Here is a 22,662-nt window from a genome sequence, read left to right as displayed (position 1 = left end):
TTATGGGCGGGCAGCGGCGGACCGGCTTGTCCTCTTGGTGACGAGCCGTGGCGCGGGCCGCATCATGGGGAAAATGTTGACCTGACCCTGTTTTCTCTGGTTTCCCTGATGAATCCGTGGCCCATTCAGCCGCTAGCATCGCCCCATGTGGAATGAATGGATCGACGCGCTGCGCGCGCAGCTTGGCAACCAGATCGTGGCCGGCGGCATCGCGCTGGGCCTCGTGGGCGTGGCGGTGGCCGCGCTGCGCAAGCTGCCGGGGGCGATCTGGTCGCAGGCCAAGCGCCTGTTCATCGTCACGGCCACGCTGGACAGCCGCAACGATTTGTTTGCCGCCTTCACCGCGTGGCTGAACGACCAGCGTTTCGGGCACAAGAGTCGGCTGTTCATGGTCATCCAGGCGCCGCCCGCCGTGGCCGACGAGCCGCCGGATACGGCCGACGACACGCCGCCGCTGCAGTACAGCCCGGCGCCGGGGTTTCACCTGTTCTGGTATCGCAGGCGCCTGATGTGGATGCGGCGCGAAATCTCGATGAACCTGCAGGTGGTGGAGACGGTGCACCTGGGGGCGCTGTTTGCCGGGCGCCGCCACATGGAAGAACTGCTCGAGGGCGTGGTGCGCCACGCCGGCGAGCGCCGCGCCAACAAGCTGGCGCTGTACACGATGGACCGCTGGGGCAACGAATGGCACCTGGCCGACACCAAGCCGCGCCGGTCGCTCGACTCGGTGGTGCTCGACGAAGGCGTGTCGCAGAGGCTGCACGACGACATCCACGAGTTCTTTGCGCGGCGCGAGTGGTACGAGAAGCTGGGCATCCCATGGCGGCGCGGCTACCTGCTGCATGGCCCGCCGGGCACCGGCAAGACCAGCGTGGCCTATGCGCTGGCCGGCGAATTGCGGCTGCGCCTGTGCACCATCTCGCTGACCAACCCGAAGCTCAACGACAACAACCTGGCCGACCTGCTGCAGCGCACGCCGCCGCGCTCGCTGATCCTGATCGAGGACATCGACGCCTTCTTCAATGCGCGGCAAAAGCAGGATGCGCGCATCGCGGTGGATTTCTCGGGCCTGCTCAATGCGATCGACGGCGTGGGCGCGCAGGAGGGTCGCATCGTCGTGCTGACCACCAACCACCGCGAGCTGCTCGACCCGGCGCTGATCCGCCCCGGCCGCATCGACGTGGAGGTGGAACTGGGCAACGCCACCGGCGCGCAGTTGCGAGGCTTTCTGCTGCGCTTTTTCCCGCAGGCGCAGGATCAGGCCGAGCGGCTGGCGCGCGACTATCCCGCCAAGCGGCTGTCGCCGGCGCAGATCCAGCAGATTCTGATTGCGGCCGATTCGATCGACGCCGCCGACCGGGCCCTGCGCGCGGCCTGGCAGGCTTAAATCAACATTCCCGCAGCCAGGCGCAGACCCGCTCGGCCACCGCGTCGCTGTTGTCGTCCATCATCAGCATGTGCGAGTTGCCGCGAATGCCTTCCTGCGGCAGCTCCATCCAGCGGGTTGCGGTGCCCTGCGCCTGAAGCCCCTGGCGGAAGGTCTTGGCCTGCTGCACCAGGTCGCACCACAGCGGCGTCGCGTCCAGGTAGTCGCCGTAGACAAAGAGAAACGATGTACCGCGCAGCAGCGGCAGCTCATCCTGAGCCGGGAAACCCGAGCCTTCCACCAGCACCATGTTCTGCACCGTGCCGGGGCTCAGGCACGCAGCCTTCAGCGCGATGTAGCCGCCGTGGCTGTGCGCCACCACGGTGCACGGGCCGATGCGCTGCAGCACCGCCGCAAAGGTCTGGATGGCCAGGGGGTTGTTGGACAGCCAGCGCGGCACCTGCTGCGCGGCCAGCGCCTGCAGGTGCGCCACCGGAAAGCGCTGCCCGGCGAAAGGCTGGCGCTGCGCGAACTGGGCGGCGTCGCCGATGCGAAACAGGGTCCACGCCTCCTCGGCATTGCGCAGGATGGGCGGGCCGGGCCAGACGTCATCGAACGGCACCCAGCCGGCGCGGCCGCGCTCAACGTTGTCGACCACGTTGACGCTGAACCCGGCATGCACGAAGTGCTGCGCCCAACCGGGGCGGCCGTCCGCGGTCTGCTCCCACATCACGCCGGCCATGCCGCCGCCGTGGAGAAACACCACCGGCAGCGCCCCGCTTGGCTCGGCCGGCTCGAAGTACTGCACGTAGGCCTGCTCGACGTGGTACAGGCCGTTGGGGTTGTACTGCTGGCGGGCCGTGTCGGTGAAGGCGATGGGAAAGCTCGGGCGGCCGTCCAGCACCAGGTCGCGCCCGCCAACGTAGAAGCTGCCGAAGCGGGCGATGCCCGTCATCGCCGCGCCGTCACTTCTTGACCAAGGGACATTTGCTGGCCGACAGCGGCCAGACCAGATCGTTGCCGGGAATGGTGGAGACGATCTTGTAATAATCCCACGGGCCCTTGGATTCGGCCGGGGTCTTGATTTGCGCCAGCAGCATGTCGCGCTCCACCAGGCCATCGGCACGCAGGTGGGCGTGGCTGCTGAATGCATCGTCGATGGGCAGGGTGCGGAACTTGGCCATGACTGCATCCGGATCGTCGCTGCCGGCGGCCTTAATCGACTGCAGGTAGTGGCGCACGGAGCCGTAGACGCCCTCCTGCAAAAAGGTCGGCGCCTTGCCCAGGCGGTCCTGGAATTTCTTGGTGAACGCACGCGCCGCGTCGCTGGTGTTCCAGTACGACGGGATGGTGAGAAAGGTGCTTTGCGCGGCTTTCAGGCCCAGGCTGTGCACGTCGGTGAGCATGAGCAGCATGGCGGCCAGTTTTTGCTTGCCGGTGCCGATGCCGAACTCGCCCGCCTGCTTGATGGCGTTGATGGTGTCGCCGCCGGCGTTGGCCAGCGCGATCACGTCGGCGCCGGACGATTGCGCCTGCAGCAGGAACGAGGAGAAGTCGGCGGTGTTCAGCGGATGGTAGATGGTGCCCAGCACCTTGCCGCCGCTGGCCTGGACCACGCTTTGCGTGTCGGCCGCCAGCTGCTTGCCGAAGGCGTAGTCGGACGCCAGGATGAACCAGCTCTTGGCCCCCGTCTTGACGACCGCGCTGGCCGTACCGCGGGCCAGCGCATAGGTCGTGTAGGTCCATTGCACGGTGTAGGGCGAGCACTGATCTTCGGACAGCGCGGTGGTGCCGGCGCTGGACACCAGCACGATCTTTTTCTTTTCGCGCGCGATGTGCTGCACCGCCAGGGCCACAGCCGAGTTGGGCAGGTCGGCGATGGCATTCACGTCTTCGGCGTCGAACCAGCGGCGGGCGATGGCGGCGCCCACGTCGGGCTTGTGCTGGTGGTCGGCAAAAACGACTTCGACTTTCCGGCCCAGCACCTGGCCGCCCAGCTCTTCGACGGCAATGCGCGCGGCTTCCAGCGACCCCTTGCCGGTGGCATCGGCGGTGACGCCGGAGAAGTCGCTCAAAACGCCGATCTTGATCGGCTTGTCAGCGTCGGCGGCCAGCGCCAGCGAACCCAGGGGCGCCGTGGCCGCCAATCCCAGAACGCCGTTCGTAAAGTGTCTGCGTCTCACGATGTTTCCTTTGCATCACCCTGGATGCGGGCGCGTGACCTTGGGCGATGGCCCTCGATATTGTCAAACAGAAGTTGTCAATCAAAAGGAAAAATGAATTCGATCAGCATCTTTCCTGAACATGTGGCCGCAGCCCGGCTCGGCGCCGGGCCGCCCGTGGCGCTCAAAGCACCTCGAACACGCCCGCCGCCCCCATGCCGCCGCCGATGCACATGGTCACGCACACGCGCTTGGCGCCGCGACGCTTGCCCTCGATCAGGGCGTGGCCGGTCAGGCGCTGGCCGCTCACGCCATAGGGGTGGCCCAGGGCGATGGCGCCGCCGTTGACATTCAGCCGGTCGGCCGGGATGCCCAGCTTGTCACGGCAGTACAGCACCTGCACGGCAAAGGCCTCGTTCAGCTCCCACAGATCGATGTCGGCCACGGTCAGGCCCAGCTTCTTCAGCACCTTGGGCACGGCAAACACGGGGCCGATGCCCATCTCGTCGGGCTCGCAGCCGGCCACGGCAAAGCCCAGAAAGCGGCCCAGGGGCTTGAGGCCCTTTTTGCTGGCATAGGCCTCATGGACCACCACGCAGGCGCCGGCGCCGTCGCTGAACTGGCTGGCGTTGCCGGCGCTGATCAGGCCGCCGGGCAGCGCGGGCTTGATGCCGCTGATGCCTTCCTTGGTGGTGCCTTCGCGCGTGCCCTCGTCCTTGGCGCAGGTGACCTGCTTGGTGACCAGGCCGAGCTGCTTGTCGGCCACGCCCATGGTGACGGTGATGGGGGCGATCTCGGCGTCGAACAGGCCGGCGGCCTGGGCCGCGCAGGCCTTTTGCTGGCTGGCGGCGCCGTACTCGTCCATGGCGTCGCGGCCAATGCCGTAGCGCTTGGCCACCTGCTCGGCGGTCTGCAGCATGCTCCAGTAGATCTCGGGCTTTTTGGCCTGCAGGGCCGGGTCGAACATCATGTGCTTGTTCATCTCGTTTTGCACGCACGAGATGCTTTCCACGCCGCCGGCCACGAACACGTCGGCCTCGCCGGCGATGACGCGCTGCGAGGCCATGGCGATGGTCTGCAGGCCCGAGGAGCAGAAGCGGTTGACGGTGGCGCCCGAGGTGGTGACGGGGCAGCCGGCCAGCAGCGCGATCTGGCGCGCGATGTTCATGCCGGTGGCACCTTCGGGGTTGGCGCAGCCCATCAGCACGTCATCGACCTCGGCGGCGTCGATGCCGGCGCGCTGGATGGCGTGCTGCACCGCGTGGCCGCCCAGCGTGGCGCCGTGCGTCATGTTGAAGGAGCCCTTCCAGCTCTTGGCGAGCGGGGTGCGGGCGGTGGAGACGATGAGGGCGGATGTCATGGGTTACTCCTTGTTTGATAGCTGGTTGCGCTTTGTTGATGCGGGCCAGGGGCCAGAATGATCTGAATTTTCATGGACGGGCTGCTGCCCTCACCCCTACCCTCTCCCAGAGGGCGAGGGGGTGAAAACAGGGCACGCGGCGCCCATCACCCGAAGGTCTTGCCCTCGGCCGCCAGCTTGGCGATCAGCGCGGCGGGCTGCCAAAACGAGGCGTCGTCGCGCGGGTTGCGGGCAAAGCGCTTCATGCTCTGCATCACGTTGAACAGGCCGACCTGGCTGGCGTACTGCATCGGGCCGCCGCGCCACAGCGGAAAGCCGTAGCCCGTGAGGTACACCATGTCGATGTCGCTGGCCTTGCTGGCGATGCCGTCCTCCAGGATGCGCGCGCCCTCGTTGACCAGCGAATAGACCAGGCGCTCGACGATTTCCTGCTCGCTGATCTTGCGCGGCGTGATGCCCAGTTCCTGCCGGTGCTGGGCGATCATGTCCTCGACCAGCTTGCTGGGAATGGCCTCGCGCTTGCCGCTTTGGTAGTCGTACCAGCCGGCGCCGGTCTTCTGGCCGAAGCGGCCCAGCTCGCACAGCTTGTCGGCCGTCTTGCTGTACGTCATGCCGGGCTTTTCGACGTAGCGGCGCTTGCGGATGGCCCAGCCGATGTCGTTGCCGGCCAGATCGCCCATGCGGAAGGGGCCCATGGCAAAGCCGAACTTCTCGATCGCCTTGTCGACCTGCTGCGGCGTAGCGCCTTCGTCGAGCAGGAAGCCCGCCTGGCGGCTGTACTGCTCGATCATGCGGTTGCCGATGAAGCCGTCGCACACGCCCGAGACCACCGCGGTCTTCTTGATTTTCTTGGCGATCTGCATCACCGTGGCCAGCACGTCCTTGGCGGTCTTGGCGCCGCGCACCACCTCCAGCAGCTTCATCACGTTGGCTGGGCTGAAGAAGTGCATGCCGACCACGTCCTGCGGGCGCTGGGTGAAGGCGGCGATCTTGTCCACGTCCAGCGTCGAGGTGTTGCTGGCCAGGATGGCGCCGGGCTTCATCACGGCGTCGAGCTGCTTGAACACGGTTTCCTTCACGCCCATGTCCTCGAACACCGCCTCGATCACCAGGTCGGCGTCGGCGATGTCGGCGTAGTCGAGCGTGGTCTTGAGCAGGCTCATGCGCTGCTCGAACTTGTCTTGCCCCAGCTTGCCCTTCTTGACCTGCGCCTCGTAGTTCTTGCTTAGCACGTCGACGCCGCGGTTCAGCGCTTCCTGCTTCATCTCCAGCATGGTGACGGGGATGCCGGCATTGAGGAAGTTCATCGCGATGCCGCCGCCCATGGTGCCGGCGCCGATGACGGCCACCTTGGCGATGGCGCGCGGCTGCACCTCGGGGCCCACGTCGGGGATCTTGCTGGCCGCGCGCTCGGCGGCGAAGACGTGGCGCAGCGCCTTGCACTCGGGCGTCTGCATCAGGGCGATGAAGATCTCGCGCTCCTTGGCCAGCGCGTCGTCGAACCTGAAGCGGGCGGCGTTTTCCACGGCGTCCACGCACTTGACGGGCGCCGGGAAGTTGCGGGACATGCCGGCCACCATGTTGCGCGCAAAGCCGAAGTACGCGTCGCCCTGCGGGTGCCTGCACGGCAGGTTGCGCACCAGCGGCAGCGCCGAGCCGTCGGCGTGCCTGGCGGCCACCTCGCGCGCCAACGCCACCGCCTCGTCCAGCAGTTTTTCAGGCGACGCGGCCAGCTTGTCGAACAGCTTCTGGCCCGGCAGGCCAGCCAGCACCTCGCTGCTGACCGGATCACCCTTGACGATCATGTTCAGCGCCATCTCGACACCCAGCACGCGCGGCAGGCGCACCGTGCCGCCGGCGCCGGGGATCAGGCCCAGCTTGACCTCGGGCAGCGCCACCTTGGCGCCCGGCGCGGCGATGCGGTAGTGGGCGCCCAGCGCCAGCTCCAGCCCGCCGCCCATGGCCACGCTGTGCACGGCGGCCACCACCGGCTTGCCCGAGTTTTCGACCGCGCGGATGACCGACAGCAGCGTTGGCTCCTGCATGGCCTTGGGCGAGTTGAACTCGCGGATGTCGGCGCCGCCCGAAAAGGCCTTGCCCGCGCCCGTCAGCACGATGGCCTTGACGGCCGCGTCGCCGTTGGCCTTGTCCAGCCCGTCGGTGATGCCGATGCGCGTGTCGTAGCCCAACCCGTTCACGGGCGGGTTGTTCAGGGAAATGATGGCGATGTCGCCTTGAACCTGGTATTGGGCCGTCATGGACACTCCTGCAAGGGAAGGGAAGAAATCGAGCGCGCGGGCCGCCGGCACTCCGGCGGCCGCCAAAGGGCTCAGTTTAGTGAATTTGGCCCGGCGCGGAAGGCACGGGCTGTCGCTGGTGAGACGGTGGGATGGTCAAACTTCCAGCCACTCCTTGCGCACGCCCGCATCGGCGCGCAGGCCGTCGGGGGTGCCGTCGAACACGATGTTGCCGTGGCCCATGACCAGCGCGCGGTCGGAGATGTGCATGGCGATGGTCAGCTTCTGCTCGATCAGCAGCACCGAGATGCCGCGCTCCTTCAGGCGCTGCAGGTACTCGCCCACCTGCTCGACGATCTTGGGCGCCAGGCCTTCGGTGGGCTCGTCGATGATGATGAGGTCGGGGTCGCCCATCAGCGTGCGGCACAGCGTCAGCATCTGCTGCTCGCCGCCGGACATGACGCCGGCGGGAGTGTGCTGGCGCTCCTTCAGGCGCGGGAACATGGCGTACATGTCGTCGAAGCTCCAGCGGCTGCCCTTGCCACTGCCCTTTTGCCCCAGCAGCAGGTTCTGGTGCACCGTCAGGCCCGGAAAGATGTCGCGGCTCTCGGGCACGTAGCCCAGGCCCAGGTGCGCGATCTCGAACGCCTTCCTGCCCGCCAGGCTCTGGCCCTTCCACTCGATCAGGCCCTGCCAGTGCACCAGGCCCATGATGGCCTTGGCGGTGGTCGAGCGTCCGGAGCCGTTGCGCCCCAGCAGGGCCACGATCTCGCCCGGCTGCACGTCGAAGCCGACGCCATGCAGCACATGGCTCTTGCCGTAGAAGGCATGCAGGTCACGAATCTTCAGCATCAATGCAAGCCCCCCTGCGCCTCGGCCACCGGCGATCCCAGGTAGGCCTCCTGCACGCGCGCGTCGGCGCGCACCCGCTCGGGCGTGTCGAAGGCGATCACCTCGCCGTACACCACCACCGCGATCTTGTCCGCCAAGCCGAACACCACGCCCATGTCGTGCTCCACCGTCAGCAGGGTTTTGCCCTCGGTCACCTCGCGGATCAGCTTGATGAAGTGCGCGGTCTCGGTGGTGCTCATGCCCGAGGTCGGCTCGTCCAGCAGGATCACGTCGGCGCCGCCGGCAATCGTCACGCCGATCTCCAGCGCGCGCTGCTCGGCGTAGGTCAGGTTGACGGCCAGCACGTCGCGCTTGGCCGCCAGCCCGACCTGGCGCAGCAGGGTCTCGGCACGCTCGTTGGCGTCCGTCAGGCCGGAGAGAAAGCGCAGGAAGGTGTAGCGGTGCCCCAGGCTCCACAGCACGCCGCAGCGCAGGTTCTCGAACACGCTGAGCCGGGGGAACACGTTGGTGATCTGGAAGCTGCGCGCCAGACCCAGGCGGTTGATCTCGTAGGGCGTCTTGCCGTCGATGCGCTGGCCGCTCAGCCACACCTCGCCGCTGGTGGGCGCCAGGCGCCCGCTGATCAGGTTGAACAAGGTCGACTTGCCGGCGCCGTTGGGCCCGATGATGGCCACGCGCTCGCCCGGCTGCACCGCCAGGTTGGCGCCGCGGATGATCTCGGTCTTGCCGAAGCTCTTGCGCAGGTCCTTCAGTTCGATGGCGTGGGTCATGCCTGCTGCCCCCGGGCTTGCATGTCGGTTTCGATTTCTTCCTGCGCCGCGCCCCAGGCGCGCGCAAAGCGCCGGCGCACGCCCTCCAGCAGCGCCCAGCCCACCAGCGCCAGCACGGCCGCGCCCAGCCAGGGCAGCGCCGCGCGGGTGTCCAGCGCCAGGCCCAGGTAGTGCGCCACCGGCCCGGCGCCGGCGTTGAGCTGGCGGTGGTAGATCATCTCGACCAGCGCCGCCACGCCCAGCATCATCACCACGCCGGTCGCCAGCAGGCCGCCGTACAGGCCCCAGAAGCGCCGCAGCTTGCCAAAGCGCGCCATGCGCACGTTGGCCATCACCAGGCTGGCCACGCCGCCCGGCGCATACATCACCATCAGCAGGAAGACGAAGCCCAGGTACAGCAGCCAGGCCGAGGTCAGCTCCGACAGCAGCACCGAGGCCAGCACCATCAGCACCGCGCCGATGATGGGGCCGAAGAAAAAGGTCACGCCGCCCAGGAAGGTGAACAGCAGGTAGGCGCCGGACTTGAGCCCGCTGAGCGCGTCGGCCGAGTTGAAGATCTCGAAGTTGATGGCCGCCAGCGCCCCGCCGATGCCGGCGAAAAAGCCCGAGATGATGAACGCGTACCAGCGCACCAGCTGGGTGTTGAAGCCGATGAAGGCCACGCGCTCGGGGTTGTCGCGCACCGCGTTGAGCATGCGCCCCAGCGGCGTGCCGGTGAAGGCATACATCAGCGCGGTGCACACGAAGCAGTACGCCGCGATCAGGTAGTACACCTGAATCTGCGGGCCGAAGGTGATGCCCAGCAGCGGCGGGCCGTAGGTGCGGTTGATGGAAATGCCGCCGTCGCCGCCGAACACGTCGGGCAGCATGATGGCGATGGCCACCACCAGCTCGCCGATGCCCAGCGAGATCATGGCGAAGGTGGTGCCCGCCTTCTTGGTCGACACGTAGCCCAGCGGCACCGCCACCAGCGCCCCCACCAGGCCGCCCACCAGCGGCACGAACACCAGCGGCATGCCGATGTGGTGGTTGCCGAGGTAAGTGATGGTGATCACGGCGGCGAAGCTGCCCAGGCCCGTGTAGACGGCATGGCCGAAGCTGAGCATGCCGCCCTGCCCCAGCTTCATGTTGTAGGACAGGCAGATGATGATCAGGTAGCCGATCTGCGACAGGATGTTGAGCCACAGGCTGCTGGACAGCAGCAGCGGCGCCAGCACCAGCGCCAGGGCAAAGCCGCCCCAGGCCAGGAGCCGGCCGCGGGACGGCGAGGGACGTGAGGATGCGGTCATCTCGACTACTCTCTTGTACCCAGCAGGCCCTTGGGCCGGAAGATCAGGACCAGCACCATGAACAGGTAGGGCAGGATGGGCGCCACCTGCGCCACCGTCAGGCGCAGCACCTGCTCCAGCCCGCCGCTGGCCGACACGGCCATGCCCAGGCCGGCCAGCAGGTCGCCCAGCGAGCGGTCGATGGCGACGGCGAAGGTCTGGATCACGCCGATCAGGATGGACGCCAGGAAGGCCCCGGCCAGCGAGCCCATGCCGCCCACCACCACCACCACGAAGATGATGGGCCCCACCGCGTAGGCCATGGCCGGTTCGGTGACGTAGGTGTTGCCGGCCACCACGCCGGCCAGCCCGGCCAGCGCCGCGCCGCCGCCGAACACCAGCATGAACACCCGCGGCACGTTGTGGCCCAGGGCCTCCACGGTATCGGGGTGCGTGAGCGCGGCCTGGATGACCAGGCCGATGCGCGTGCGCGTGAGCACCAGCCAGATCGACGCCAGCATCAGCACCGCCACCAGCATGATGAAGGCGCGCGAGCGGGGGAACTGGGTGCCGTAGACGGAAAACAGCGGGCCCTGCAGCTGCTCGGGCAGGCCATAGGGCACCACCGAGCGCCCCCAGATCAGCTGCACCACCTCCAGCACCAGGTAGGACAGGCCGAAGGTGACCAGCAGCTCGGCCACGTGGCCGAAGCGGTGCACCCGGCGCAGGCAGACCTGCTCGAACAGCGCGCCCAGCAGGCCCACCGCGAGGGGCGCGATGACGAGCGCGGGCCAGTAGCCGACGAGGCCCGAGATCAGGTAGGCCAGGTAGGCCCCCAGCATGTAGAAGCTGGCGTGGGCGAAGTTGAGCACGCCCATCATGCTGAAGATCAGGGTCAGCCCCGAGCTGAGCATGAACAGCAGCAGGCCGTAGCTCAGCCCGTTGAGCAGGGATATGGTGAAAAACTCCATGCGCGCCTTTCCAGGGCAAAAACAACGCCGGCTGGTGACTCGCGTCCTCCGCCGGCGTGATGGGTCATGGTCTTACTTGGCCGGGCGCTTCATCTGGCAGGTGGTGGGCGTGCTGGCGACGAAGGGCTCCAGGTATTTCACCGGCGCGAAGGTGTAGCCCGTGTTCTCCACGCTGTAGCTGTTCTTGGCGTCCACTTTCTGCCACTTGGAAATCCACATGCCCATCTGCAGCTGGTGGTCGGTGGAGCGCATCTGCGCGTCCTCGCCGTTGAAGCCCTTGAAGCGCAGGCCCTCCAGCGCCGCCACCACCTTCACCGGGTCGGTGGACTTGGCCTTGGCCATGGCGTCGGACAGCGCGACCATGGCGTTGTAGACCGAGTAGGTGTAGAGGTCGTCGTTGTACTTGGCCTTGAAGCCCTTTTCCAGCTCGCCCAGGCGGCCCGCCATGTTGGAGTGGCCGTATGAGATCTGGTAGACCTCCTGGTCCTTGCCCTGGGCCAGCGCGGTGGGCGTGCCCGACACGCCGGCGTAGTAGGCGTAGATCGGGATGTGCAGGCCGGCGTCATTCATGGCCTTGACCAGCAGCGTGAAGTCCTGGCCCCAGTTGCCGGTCACCAGGGTGTCGGCGCCGGCGGCCTTGATCTTGGCCACGTAGGGCGCGAAGTCCTTGACCTGGCCCAGGGCGACGAAGTCGTCGCCGACGATCTTGACGTCGGGCCGGTTGCGCTCGATGCCTTCCTTGAAGTACTTGCTGACCTGGTGGCCGTGCGAGTAGTTCTGGTTGACCATGTACACCTTGTGGATGTCCTTCTGGCCCTTCATGAAGCTGGTGAGCGCGGCCATCTTCATGGTGGTGTCGGCGTCGAAGCGGAAGTGCCAGTAGTTGCACTTCTCGTTGGTGGAGGCCGGATCGACCGCGGCGTAGTTGATGTAGATGACCTCCTTGCCGGGGTTGCGCTCGTTGTTCTTGCCCACCGCGTCGGCCAGCGGCAGCGCCACGTTGGAGCCATTGCCCTGCGTGACGTAGCGGATGCCCTGGTCGACCGCCGACTTCAGCAGGTTCAGCGCCTCCTGCGGCGAGCTCTTGCTGTCCATGGGCACGATCTCGAACTTGACGCCGGCGGGGTTCTCGGCGGCGTTCAGGTGCTCGGCCACGTACTGCCAGCTCTTGAGCTGGTTGGAGCCCACGTTGCCCATGGGGCCGGACAGACCTTCGATCATGGCGATCTTGACGGTCTGTCCCTTCTGGGCGTAGGCGCCGCCGGCACAGGCCACGATGGCACAGGCTGCAACGAACTGGATGGCAAGACGCATGGGTGGGATCTCCTGGTAGTGAATCAACACACCTCAGCGTACCGGCTTTGGCGGCACGGACGAACCGGGGTTTGCCCTAGCCGCTATCACCCATGTGACTGCCATGCCGGCTCAAAGGCCCGGCAGCTTGTAGTCCTTCAGGTCCTGGCGCAGCTTGGTCTTGAGCATCTTGCCGGTGGCGCCCAGCGGGATCGCGTCGACGAACACCACGTCGTCGGGCATCTGCCACTTGGCGGTCTTGCCTTCGTAGAACTTGAGCAGTTCCTCGCGCGTGACCTCGGCCCCGGGCTTCTTGACCACGGCGATGATCGGGCGCTCGTCCCACTTCGGGTGCGGCATGCCGATGCAGGCGGCCATCGCGATCGCCGGATGCGCCATGGCGATGTTCTCGATGTCGATCGAGCTGATCCACTCGCCACCGGACTTGATCACGTCCTTGCTGCGGTCGGTGATCTGCATGAAGCCGTCGGCATCGATGGTGGCCACGTCGCCGGTGGGGAACCAGCCGCGGCCCTGCGCGTCCTTGATCAGCGGGCACTTGCCCTTGAAGTAGGTGTCCATGATCCAGGGGCCGCGCACCAGCAGGTCGCCGTAGGTCTTGCCGTCCCAGGGCTGCTCGGAGCCGTCGTCGCCGACGATCTTCATGTCGACGCCGAAGATGCCGCGCCCCTGCTTCAGGCGGATCGCCATCTGCTCCTTCGCCGGCAACGCCAGATGCTTGTTCTTGAGCGTGCACAGCGTGCCGAGCGGACTGGTCTCGGTCATGCCCCAGGCGTGCAGCACGTCCACGCCGTATTGCTCGCGGAAGGTATCGATCATGGCCGGCGGGCAGGCCGAACCGCCGATGACGGTGCGCTTGAGCGTCGAGAACTTCAGGCCGTTGGCCTCCATGTGCGCCAGCAGCATCTGCCAGATGGTCGGCACGCCGGCGGCAAACGTCACTTTCTCGGCTTCCATCAGCTCGTAGATCGACTTGCCATCCATCGCCGGGCCGGGAAACACCATCTTGCAACCGGTGAGTGCCGCCGCGTACGGCAGGCCCCAGGCGTTGACGTGGAACATCGGCACCACCGGCAGCACGCTGTCGCGCGCCGACAGGCACATCACGTCGGGCAGGGACGACGCATAGGCGTGCAGCACGGTGGAGCGGTGGCTGTACAGCGCGCCCTTGGGGTCGCCCGTGGTGCCGCTGGTGTAGCACAGGGCGGCGGCGGTGTTTTCGTCCATGTCCGGCCAGGCGTACTCGCTCGATGCACCGCCGATCCAGGCCTCGTAGCTGACCAAGCCCGGAATGCCCGAATCGGCCGGCAGCTTGTCGGCATCGCACAGCGCGACCCATTGCTTGACCGTGGGGCACTTGTCGTGAATGCCCTTGACCAGCGGCAGGAAGCTCATGTCGAAGCAGAGCACGCGGTCTTCGGCGTGGTTGATGATCCAGGCCATCTGATCCGGGTGCAGCCGCGGGTTGAGCGTGTGCACGACGCGGCCCGAGCCGGCCACGCCGAAGTACAGCTCCATGTGGCGGTAGCCGTTCCAGGCCAGCGAGGCTACGCGCTCGCCGGCCGGCACGCCGGCGGCGTCCAGCGTGTTGGCCAGCTGCCTGGCGCGCCGGGCCAGGTCGCGGTAGGTGTAGCGGTGAATGTCGCCTTCCACCCGGCGCGAGACGATCTCGCCGTCGCCATGGTGGCGCTCGGCAAAGTCGATCAGCGACGAAATCAGGAGCGGTTGGTTCTGCATCAGGCCCAGCATCGGTATTCCTCGTTGGATGGATAAAAACACGCCGATCCTAATGCTGAAGGCGAGCGCTTCCGCGCCCCGCTTGACAATTGGTACTTCGGGTTTACCCGTGACGGGCAGGAAAACGGTGGCTGCCCGACAATCCATGCATGACCGAGTCCGCCATCGCCGCGCCGCCGCTGCGGCTTGCGCCCAGCGCCTTTGCCCGCCTGGGCCCGCGCTTTTTCACCGCGCTGGCGCCCGCGCCGCTGCCGGCCCCGTACTGGGTGGGCCGCAGCGCTGCGCTGGCGCGCGAGATGGGGATCGACCCGGACTGGCTGGGCAGCGACGACGCTCTGCAGGCCTTTGGCGGCAACGCCTTGCTGCCCGGCAGCGCGCCGCTGGCCAGCGTCTACAGCGGGCACCAGTTCGGCGTCTGGGCCGGCCAGCTGGGCGACGGGCGCGCGCTGCTGCTGGGCGAAACGCCCGGCGGGCTCGAGGTGCAGCTCAAGGGCAGCGGCCTGACGCCCTACTCGCGCATGGCCGACGGCCGCGCGGTGCTGCGCTCGTCGATCCGCGAGTTCCTGGTCAGCGAGGCGATGCAGGCCTTGAGCATCCCGACCACGCGCGCGCTGTGCGTGGTGGGCTCCGACCTGCCGGTGCGCCGCGAGACGATGGAGACCGCCGCCGTGGTGACGCGCGTGGCGCCCAGCTTCATCCGCTTCGGCCACTTCGAGCACTTCAGCCACAGCGGCCAGCACGCCGAGCTGAAGGCCCTGGCCGACCACGTCATCGAGCGCTTCTATCCCGCGTGCCGCGCGGCCGCCGACCCGTACGCCGCGCTGCTGGGCCAGGTGACCGAGCGCACGGCACGCCTGCTCGCCCAGTGGCAGGCGGTGGGCTTCATGCACGGGGTGATGAACACCGACAACATGAGCATCCTGGGGCTGACCATCGACTACGGGCCATTCCAGTTCATGGAAGGGTTCGATCCCGGCCACGTCTGCAACCATTCCGACAGCAGCGGCCGCTACGCCTTCGACCAGCAGCCCGCCGTCGCGCACTGGAACCTGTGCGCGCTGGGCCAGGCCCTGCTGCCGCTGATCGGCGGGCGCGAGCGCGCCATCGCCGCCATCGAGCCCTTTGCCGACCTCTACGGCGACGCGCTGGCCGCGCGCATGGCCGCCAAGCTGGGCTTCGGCCGGGCCACGCCGGCCGTCGGCGCACTGGTTGACGCGCTGCTGGTGCTGCTGGCGCGCGAGCGCACCGACTACCCCATCTTCTGGCGCCGCCTGGCGCGGCAGATGGCGGGCACGGGCGGCGAGCCGGTGCGCGATCTGTTCGTCGACCGCACCGCATGGGATGCCTGGTTGCTACAATATCAAGAGCTTATCGGGCATGATCCATCCGGGCACAGCCCCGATTTGATGCTCAAAACCAACCCCGCCATCGTGCTGCGCAACCACCTGGCCGAGCAGGCCATCGCGCGGGCGAAACTTAAGGACTTCGGCTTGCTCCAAGACTTGCTGGGCGCGCTGGAGCGCCCGTTCGACGAGCACCCGGCCCATCCCGACTGGGCCGGCTTTCCACCCGACTGGGCGTCCCACATCCAGATCAGCTGTTCCTCATGACCCATCCTGTGCAGAAAACCGAAACCGAATGGCAGGCCCTGCTGGCCGCCAAGGGCGCCGAGCCGGGCGCGTTTCAGGTCACGCGCCACGCCGCCACCGAACGGCCCTTCAGCGGCAAGTACGAGCGCCACTGGCAGGATGGCAGCTACCGCTGCATCTGCTGCGGCAACAAACTGTTCGAATCCGGCACCAAGTTCGACGCCGGCTGCGGCTGGCCCAGCTTCTCGCTGGCCATCCCCGGCGCCATCGAGGAGCGGCGCGACACCAGCCACGGCATGGTGCGCGTCGAAACCCTGTGCGCCCGCTGCGGCGCGCACCTGGGCCACGTGTTCGAGGACGGCCCGGCGCCCACCGGCCTGCGCTACTGCATGAACTCGGCCTCGCTCGACTTCGAGCCGCGATAATCACCGCCTCATGAAGCTGCTTCTGGACTTTCTCCCCATCCTGCTGTTCTTCGGCGCCTACAAGCTGTGGGGCATCTACGCCGGCACCGCCGTGCTGATGGCCGCCACCTGCGCGCAAATGGCCGTCGTCTACCGCATCGACGGCAAGCTCAGCACCATGCACAAGGCCACGCTGGCGCTGATCCTGGTCTTCGGCGCGCTCACGCTGGCGCTGCAGGACGATCGCTTCATCAAGTGGAAGCCCACCGTGCTGTACGCCGCCATGGCGCTGGCGCTGGCCGTGGCGCAGTGGGGCTATCGCAAGAACGTGCTCAAGGCCATGCTGGGCGCGCAGATCGCCCTGCCCGACTTCGCCTGGCTGCGCCTGTCGGTGGCCTGGATCGCCTACTGCCTGTTCATGGCGGCGCTCAACGGCTACGTGGCGGCCTACTACTCCACCGACGCCTGGGCCGACTTCAAGCTGTGGGGCTACGTGTTTCCGGTGGCCTTCATCGTCGCCCAGGGCTTTTACGTGGCGCGCCACCTGATCGAGCCGGCCGAGTCCACCCAGGCCCATCCCGGAGCGCCGGAATGAACCGCGTCGCCACCACCGGCACCCCCATGCCCGCCCTGGCCGGGCAGATGCAGGCCTGCCTGCGTGAACGCTTTGCGCCCAGCGCGCTCGAAGTGCTGGATGAAAGCTGGCAGCACGAAGGCCATGCCGGCGCCAACGGCACCGGATTCGGCACGCATTTCCGGGTTCGCATCACGGCGGCGGCCTTGGCCGGGCTGCCGCGCGTGGCGCGCCATCGCCTTGTGTATGATGCCCTGCAGGACTTCATCGACCGGCAAGGGGTGCATGCCCTGGCCATCGAGGCCACGGGTTGAGGCCCACGTTCGTTTCCTTCTCTCTCGTCCCGTCCGGGATTTCCTTGTTCTCACTGCAACCATGAAAAAACAGCTTCTGGCCGCCTGCGCGGCCGGCCTGCTGGCGGGCGCCGTCGCGCTGCCGGCCATGGCCCAAAACGTCGCCATCGTCAACGGCAAACCGGTGCCCAAGGCGCGCCTGGACGCGCTGGAGACGCAGATCAGGGCCCAGGCCGCGCGCACCGGCCAGCCCGTGCCGCCCGAGGTGCAGAACCAGCTGCGCGACGAGGTCGTCGCGCGCGAGGTGTTCATGCAGGAGGCCGAGAAGCTGGGCCTGCAGGCCACGCCCGACTTCAAGGCCAAGATGGACCTGGCGCGCCAGAGCGTGCTGATCGGCGAGCTGTTCGCCGACTACGCCAAGAAGCATCCGATCAGCGACGAGCAGGCCAAGGCCGAGTACGACAAGCTGATCAAGGCCCAGGCGCCAGCCGCCGGCACCAAGGAATACAAGGCGCGCCACATCCTGGTCGAGAAGGAAGGCGACGCCAAGGACATCATCGCCCAGCTCAAGAAAGGCGGCAAGTTCGAGGACATCGCCAAGAAGCAGTCCAAGGACACCGGCTCGGGCGCCAACGGCGGCGAGCTGGGCTGGGCCCCGGCCAGCACCTACGTGCCCGAGTTCGGCGCCGCGCTGGCCAAGCTGAAGAAGGGCCAGACCACGGACGCGCCGGTCAAGACCCAGTTCGGCTACCACGTGATCCAGCTCGAGGACGAGCGCGACGCCAAGGCGCCCGAGCCCCCGCCCTTCGACGCCGTCAAGGCCCAGCTCAAGCAGCAGATGGAGCAGCAGCAGCTGGCCAAGTACCAGCAGGAGCTGCGCGAGAAGGCCAAGGTCGAGTAAGCCTCCTCAGCCTCACCCAGGCACGGCGGGCAGGTTGCGCAAGCAGCCTGCCCGCTTTTGTTTTGATAGCTGCTTGCGCAGATGGGTTGCCGGCCAGAGCCCGATTGGGCTTAAAAACCGCGCAGTGCACCCCACCCCATCAGCGCGCCGATCAGCACCGGCTGGTGCAGCATGTAGTACGCCAGGCTGTGGCGCCCCAGCCGCGCCAGGCCGCGGCCGACCGGCCCCACCGGCCCGCCCAGCCACGCTTGCGGCAGCGCCCGCGCCGCGCCCACGCCCAGCAGCATCACGCCCAGCCAGGGCAGCAGCGGCACGTAGTCCTCGGTGACGGGCTTGTGCGTGACCACGCCCAGGCCGTTCAGCCAGCGGCCGTCCAGCGCCGCCGCCAGCGCGGGCGGGGCCTGGGCGGCGGCCCACTGGCCCAGCAGCGGCGCGGCGGCAATCAGCACCAGGCCCAGCAGCCAGGGCCAGGCGCCGCGCAGGGCGCGCCCTTGCAAACCGGCACGCACCAGCAGCAGCATCACCGCCATGCCGTGCAGCACACCGAAGCTGATCCAGCTGCGCGGAAACATCCACCACGAGCCCAGCGACACCAGCGCCGCGCAGGCCGCGACCTGCCCCCAGCGCCGCCCAAAGCGCCGCCAGCCCTGCCCCGCCTGCACCGCCAGCACCTGGCCCAGGCCGGCCGTGAACAGGAACAGGCTGACGATGGCCGTGCGCTGCAGCGTCCACAGCGGGTCGTCGTAGAAGTTCTGCCGGATATACCCGAAGTGGTTCAGGTCGAAGGCGAAGTGGTACGCCGTCATCGACACCAGCGCCAGCCCGCGCAGGGCGTCCACGCGCGGGTGGCGGGCGCCCGGCATCAATCGGCCCGGTAGTTGGGCGCCTCTTTCGTGATCTGCACGTCGTGCACGTGCGACTCGCGGATGCCCGCGGCCGTGATCTGCACGAACTCGGCCTTGGCGCGCAGCTCGTCGACGGTGGCGCAGCCGCAGTAGCCCATGGCCGCGCGCAGGCCGCCGGCCTGCTGGAAGATGATGGCCACCACACTGCCCTTGTAGGGCACGCGGCCCTCGATGCCCTCGGGCACCAGCTTGTCGGCGTTGGGGTTGCCGGTGCTGCTCTCCTGGAAATAGCGGTCGGCGCTGCCCTGCTGCATGGCGCCGATGCTGCCCATGCCGCGGTAGCTCTTGTAGCTGCGGCCCTGGTACAGCACGATCTCGCCCGGCGCTTCCTCGGTGCCGGCGAACATGCCGCCCATCATCACGCTGTGCGCGCCGGCGGCGATCGCCTTGGCGATGTCGCCCGAAAAACGCACACCGCCATCGGCGATCAGAGGCACGCCCGTGCCCTCCAGCGCCTCGGCCACGTTGTGGATGGCGGTGATCTGCGGCACGCCCACGCCGGCCACGATGCGCGTGGTGCAGATGCTGCCGGGCCCGATGCCGACCTTGACCCCGTCGGCGCCGGCCTCGGCCAGCGCGCGTGCCGCGCCGGCGGTGGCGATGTTGCCGCCGATCACGTCGACCTGCGGGTAGTTCTGCTTGACCCAGCGCACGCGCTCGATCACGCCCTGGCTGTGGCCGTGCGCGGTGTCCACCACGATGGCGTCCACGCCGGCCTTGACCAGCGCGTCCACGCGCTCCTCGGTGCCGGCGCCCACGCCCACCGCCGCGCCCACGCGCAGGCGGCCATGGTCGTCGCGCGCGGCGTTGGGAAAGGTGGTCTGCTTGGTGATGTCCTTGACCGTGATCAGGCCCTTGAGGCGGTCCTGCCCGTCGATGATCAGCAGGCGCTCGAGCTTGTGCTTGTTCAGCAGCGCCTTGGCCTCGGCATGGCTGGTGCCCTCGGGCACCGTGATCAGGCGCTCGCGCGGCGTCATGATGGCGCGCACCGGCACGTCGTAGCGGGTCTCGAAGCGCAGATCGCGCCCGGTGACGATGCCCACCACGCGCCCCTGGTCGATGACCGGAAAGCCGCTGATGTCCAGCTCGTCCGACAGCTGCATCACCTGCAGCACCGTGTGCTCGGGCGTGATGACCACCGGGTCGCGCAGCACGCCGGACTCGTAGCGCTTGACCTTGGCCACCTGAGCTGCCTGCTCGGCGGCCGTCAGGTTCTTGTGCACGATGCCGATGCCGCCCTCCTGCGCCATGGCGATGGCCAGCCGGGCCTCGGTGACGGTGTCCATGGCGGCCGAAACCAGCGGCAGGTTGAGCCGGATGCGGCGCGTGAACTGGGTGGAAAGCGCGGTGTCCTTGGGCAGGACCTGGGAAAATGCCGGCACCAACAACACGTCGTCGAAGGTCAGCGCGGGGCCTAGAAGGCGCATGGTTTGCTCCAAAAAACGGATTGTACCGAAGCGCTTGCCGGTCCATTTTCGTGCCCAATTCGACACACTCGCCGCTCCCGAGGCCCCATAGGCTTGTACCCTTGTGCAACTTTTCGTCACCTGCCGCTAAACTGGGCACCCCATGACCTTGCATCGCCCCCTCCTCCTCGCCGGCTTGCTGCTGGCCAGCCTGTCGGCCGTGGCGCAGTACCAGTGGATCGACAAGGACGGCCGCCGCGTGTTCAGCGACCGCGCGCCGCCGGCTGACATCCCGGTCAAGAACATCCTGTCGCAGCCGCGCGGCGGCGCCGCGCTGGCCGCCGCACCCGCCGCGGCCGAGGCTGCCATGCCGGCGGCATCGGCAACGGCGACGGCCGGCAAGGCCCCGGCGCCGGGCGTCGACAAGGCGCTGGACGACAAGAAAAAGCAGGCCGAGGCGGCCGACGCCGCCAAGCAAAAGGCCGACGAGGCGCGTCAGGCCGCTGCTCGCGCCGACAACTGCAAGCGCGCCCAGGGCGCCAAGGCCACGCTGGACTCGGGCATGCGCATGGCCCGCGTCAACGCCCAGGGCGAGCGCGAGGTGCTGGACGACGCGCAGCGCGCGGCCGAACTCAAGCGCGTCAACGAGATCATCGCCGCCAGCTGCAAGTAGCGCCTCGGCCCGCCATGGAAAGCCAACGGCCCCACCGGGCCGTTTTCCTTTTTCAGTACCCGGGCTTGGCACCGGGGCGCCGGCGGGCAAACAGCCCCGCCGTGCGCGCACCCTGGCGGCCGAAGCGCTCGCGCCGGGCCACCTTCGGGTCCACCTTCAGCGGCCGGTACAGCTCCACCCGGTCGCCGTCGCACAACGGCCGATCCAGCGGCGCCCGGCGGCCCCAGATGCCCACGTCGGCGGCGCCTGGCGCCGGCCAGCCCGCGGCCGCCAGGGCTTGTCCCAGCGTGCTGCCCGCGGGCAGGCGCAGGGCGCGCTGCTCCACCTGCCGCGGGCCGGGTGCGCGCACCAGCAGCACCGAGATCGATCCGGCCATCACACCGCGGCGGCGCCGTACACCTGCTCGGCGCGCTTGACGAAGGCATCCACCATGCTGGCGGCGATGCGGTCAAACACGGGGCCCACCACGGCCGCCAGCAACGTGCTGGAAAAGCCGTAGTCCAGCTTCAGGTCGACGCGGCAGGCCCGCTGCGTGCCGTCGCCCAGCGGGGTGAAGCGCCAGTCGCCCTCCAGCCGCGAGAACGGGCCGTCGACCAGGTGCAGGCGCACCTCGCGGTCGGGCACGTGCTCGTTGCGGGTGGTGAAGCTCTGCTTGACGCCCTTGAGGGCGATCCCGACCTCGGCGGTCATGCCCGTCTCGGTCTCGGACAGCACGCGCGCGTGGCTGCACCAGGGCAGAAACTCGGGGTAGCGCGCCACGTCGGTGACCAGCGCGTACATCTCGGCCGGCGTGTACCAGATCAGGACGGACTTGTGGACGGATTTCATAGAATGCGCGATTGCTCCTGATTTTAAGGTGCAGTCCGCGCGCCGGCGCCGCTTGCAAGCCGCGGCAGACCCCTCATATTGCCCCGATGGCGACGAAAAAACCCGCTTCCACCAACCCGGTCATTGCCCAGAACAAGAAGGCCGCGTTCAACTACTTCTTCGAGGAACGCTTCGAGGCCGGCATGGTGCTGGAAGGCTGGGAGGTGAAGGCCCTGCGCGCCGGCAAGGCGCAGCTGACCGACGGCTACGTGGTGATCCGGGGCGGCGAGCTGTTCGTCATCGGCTGCCAGATCAACCCGCTGGGCACCGCCAGCACCCACGTGCGCGCCGACTCGGCCCGCACCAAGAAGCTGCTGATGAAGAAGGACGAGATCCAGCGGCTGATCGGCAAGGTGGAGCAAAAGGGCTACACCCTGGTGCCCATCAACCTGCACTGGAAGAACGGCCGCGTGAAGTGCGAGATCGCGCTGGCCAAAGGCAAAGCCACGCACGACAAGCGCGACACCATCCGGGAGCGCGAAGGCAAGCGCGAGGTGGAGCGGGCGCTCAAGAGCCGGCATCGCTGAATTTTTTTCTCGGGCCGTGGAATAAAAGCCCAGTCCCCGGTGTTCATCTCCCGTCAGGCCGCAATCACGCACGCCGACACTCGAACGGAGAACACCATGACCCCCTTCAAAACCCTGCTCGTCGCCCTCGCCGTGGCCGGCGGGCCTGCCCTGGCCCAGGCCCAGGTGAGCGTCCACGACGGCGCCCTCGTCGGCCCCACCGGCATGACGCTCTACACCTTCGACAAGGACGTGGCGGGCAGCGGCAAGTCGGCCTGCAACGACGGCTGCGCCACCAACTGGCCGCCCCTGACCGCCACCACGGCGCCCAGTGGCGACGGCTACAGCCTGATCGAGCGCGATGGCGGCGCCAAGCAGGTGGCCTACAAGGGCAAGCCGCTGTACTACTGGGCCCAGGACACCAAGCCAGGCGACAAGGGCGGCGACGGCAAGATCAACCTGTGGCACACCGCCACACCATGAAATGACCCACCCCCAGTCTCCACA

The 22,662-nt window shown here is 67.9% G+C and carries 23 protein-coding genes; 9 read left to right on the top strand and 14 right to left on the bottom strand.

What is annotated here, in order from left to right; translation table 11 throughout:
- Nucleotides 1-145: 145 nt before the first annotated feature.
- Nucleotides 146-1,387, top strand: coding sequence for an AAA family ATPase (locus H6927_10995; protein MCP5218624.1), 1,242 nt, complete (start codon nt 146-148; stop codon nt 1,385-1,387).
- A gap of 1 nt (nt 1,388) precedes the next feature.
- On the opposite strand, the gene H6927_10990 is transcribed toward H6927_10995, so the two are convergent.
- From H6927_10990 to H6927_10945, 10 genes are all read right to left on the bottom strand, one after another.
- Nucleotides 1,389-2,321 (bottom strand): hypothetical protein, encoded by a 933-nt coding sequence (locus H6927_10990; protein ID MCP5218623.1) that lies wholly within the window; start codon nt 2,319-2,321, stop codon nt 1,389-1,391.
- Between the two features lie 10 nt (nt 2,322-2,331).
- On the bottom strand, nt 2,332-3,549 hold the full coding sequence (locus H6927_10985) for an ABC transporter substrate-binding protein (GenBank protein ID MCP5218622.1): 1,218 nt from the start codon (nt 3,547-3,549) through the stop codon (nt 2,332-2,334).
- Nucleotides 3,550-3,712: 163 nt separating this feature from the next.
- Nucleotides 3,713-4,888 (bottom strand): acetyl-CoA C-acyltransferase, encoded by a 1,176-nt coding sequence (locus H6927_10980; protein ID MCP5218621.1) that lies wholly within the window; start codon nt 4,886-4,888, stop codon nt 3,713-3,715.
- A gap of 146 nt (nt 4,889-5,034) precedes the next feature.
- Entirely contained in the window at nt 5,035-7,146 is a 2,112-nt protein-coding gene (locus tag H6927_10975; protein MCP5218620.1) for an enoyl-CoA hydratase/isomerase family protein, read from the bottom strand.
- Between the two features lie 135 nt (nt 7,147-7,281).
- Entirely contained in the window at nt 7,282-7,977 is a 696-nt protein-coding gene (locus tag H6927_10970; protein ID MCP5218619.1) for an ABC transporter ATP-binding protein, read from the bottom strand.
- A complete protein-coding gene (locus tag H6927_10965; GenBank protein MCP5218618.1) occupies nt 7,977-8,747 on the bottom strand; it encodes an ABC transporter ATP-binding protein in 771 nt (256 codons plus the stop codon). Before H6927_10965 ends, H6927_10970 begins: the two co-directional genes overlap by 1 nt.
- Nucleotides 8,744-10,036, bottom strand: a complete 1,293-nt coding sequence (locus H6927_10960; GenBank protein ID MCP5218617.1) for a branched-chain amino acid ABC transporter permease — start codon at nt 10,034-10,036, stop codon at nt 8,744-8,746. Before H6927_10960 ends, H6927_10965 begins: the two co-directional genes overlap by 4 nt.
- 5 nt (nt 10,037-10,041) lie before the next feature.
- A complete protein-coding gene (locus H6927_10955; protein ID MCP5218616.1) occupies nt 10,042-10,986 on the bottom strand; it encodes a branched-chain amino acid ABC transporter permease in 945 nt (314 codons plus the stop codon).
- 72 nt (nt 10,987-11,058) lie between these two features.
- On the bottom strand, nt 11,059-12,300 hold the full coding sequence (locus tag H6927_10950; protein MCP5218615.1) for a branched-chain amino acid ABC transporter substrate-binding protein: 1,242 nt from the start codon (nt 12,298-12,300) through the stop codon (nt 11,059-11,061).
- 111 nt (nt 12,301-12,411) lie between these two features.
- Nucleotides 12,412-14,049, bottom strand: coding sequence for a fatty-acid--CoA ligase (locus tag H6927_10945; GenBank protein MCP5218614.1), 1,638 nt, complete (start codon nt 14,047-14,049; stop codon nt 12,412-12,414).
- Nucleotides 14,050-14,186: 137 nt separating this feature from the next.
- On the opposite strand from H6927_10945, the gene H6927_10940 reads away from it, so the two are divergent.
- The 5 genes from H6927_10940 to H6927_10920 all read left to right on the top strand — a co-directional run bounded on the left by H6927_10940 (nt 14,187) and on the right by H6927_10920 (nt 17,798).
- Complete coding sequence (locus tag H6927_10940; protein MCP5218613.1) at nt 14,187-15,647, top strand: YdiU family protein; 1,461 nt, start codon at nt 14,187-14,189, stop codon at nt 15,645-15,647.
- Nucleotides 15,644-16,051 (top strand): peptide-methionine (R)-S-oxide reductase MsrB, encoded by a 408-nt coding sequence (gene msrB / locus H6927_10935; GenBank protein MCP5218612.1) that lies wholly within the window; start codon nt 15,644-15,646, stop codon nt 16,049-16,051. Before H6927_10940 ends, msrB begins: the two co-directional genes overlap by 4 nt.
- A gap of 10 nt (nt 16,052-16,061) precedes the next feature.
- Nucleotides 16,062-16,625: a septation protein A gene (locus H6927_10930; GenBank protein MCP5218611.1), complete on the top strand. Its 564-nt coding sequence runs from the start codon at nt 16,062-16,064 to the stop codon at nt 16,623-16,625.
- 26 nt (nt 16,626-16,651) lie between these two features.
- Entirely contained in the window at nt 16,652-16,918 is a 267-nt protein-coding gene (locus H6927_10925; GenBank protein ID MCP5218610.1) for a BolA family transcriptional regulator, read from the top strand.
- Between the two features lie 61 nt (nt 16,919-16,979).
- Complete coding sequence (locus tag H6927_10920) at nt 16,980-17,798, top strand: peptidylprolyl isomerase (GenBank protein MCP5218609.1); 819 nt, start codon at nt 16,980-16,982, stop codon at nt 17,796-17,798.
- A gap of 110 nt (nt 17,799-17,908) precedes the next feature.
- Here H6927_10920 and H6927_10915 read toward each other — a convergent pair whose 3' ends face one another.
- Nucleotides 17,909-18,661, bottom strand: a complete 753-nt coding sequence (locus H6927_10915) for a DUF1624 domain-containing protein (protein ID MCP5218608.1) — start codon at nt 18,659-18,661, stop codon at nt 17,909-17,911.
- Nucleotides 18,661-20,130: an IMP dehydrogenase gene (guaB, locus tag H6927_10910; GenBank protein MCP5218607.1), complete on the bottom strand. Its 1,470-nt coding sequence runs from the start codon at nt 20,128-20,130 to the stop codon at nt 18,661-18,663. The genes H6927_10915 and guaB overlap by 1 nt, the downstream gene beginning before the upstream one ends.
- 142 nt (nt 20,131-20,272) lie before the next feature.
- Here guaB and H6927_10905 point away from each other — a divergent pair, with 142 nt between their 5' ends.
- Nucleotides 20,273-20,782, top strand: coding sequence for a DUF4124 domain-containing protein (locus H6927_10905; protein MCP5218606.1), 510 nt, complete (start codon nt 20,273-20,275; stop codon nt 20,780-20,782).
- 52 nt (nt 20,783-20,834) lie between these two features.
- Here the strand turns inward: H6927_10905 and H6927_10900 are convergent, their stop codons facing one another.
- Complete coding sequence (locus H6927_10900; protein ID MCP5218605.1) at nt 20,835-21,158, bottom strand: RnfH family protein; 324 nt, start codon at nt 21,156-21,158, stop codon at nt 20,835-20,837.
- A complete protein-coding gene (locus H6927_10895; protein MCP5218604.1) occupies nt 21,158-21,610 on the bottom strand; it encodes a type II toxin-antitoxin system RatA family toxin in 453 nt (150 codons plus the stop codon). Before H6927_10895 ends, H6927_10900 begins: the two co-directional genes overlap by 1 nt.
- A gap of 86 nt (nt 21,611-21,696) precedes the next feature.
- Between H6927_10895 and smpB the strand changes: the two genes are divergently transcribed.
- On the top strand, nt 21,697-22,176 hold the full coding sequence (gene smpB / locus H6927_10890; protein ID MCP5218603.1) for an SsrA-binding protein SmpB: 480 nt from the start codon (nt 21,697-21,699) through the stop codon (nt 22,174-22,176).
- Nucleotides 22,177-22,272: 96 nt separating this feature from the next.
- Nucleotides 22,273-22,638: a hypothetical protein gene (locus H6927_10885; protein MCP5218602.1), complete on the top strand. Its 366-nt coding sequence runs from the start codon at nt 22,273-22,275 to the stop codon at nt 22,636-22,638.
- Nucleotides 22,639-22,662 lie beyond the last annotated feature (24 nt).

This window comes from Burkholderiaceae bacterium (genome assembly GCA_024235995.1).
Classification (GTDB): domain Bacteria; phylum Pseudomonadota; class Gammaproteobacteria; order Burkholderiales; family Burkholderiaceae_C; genus Ottowia.
The sequence above is the reverse complement of the archived record's forward strand: the minus strand, read 5'-3'. Positions and strand labels throughout refer to the sequence as shown.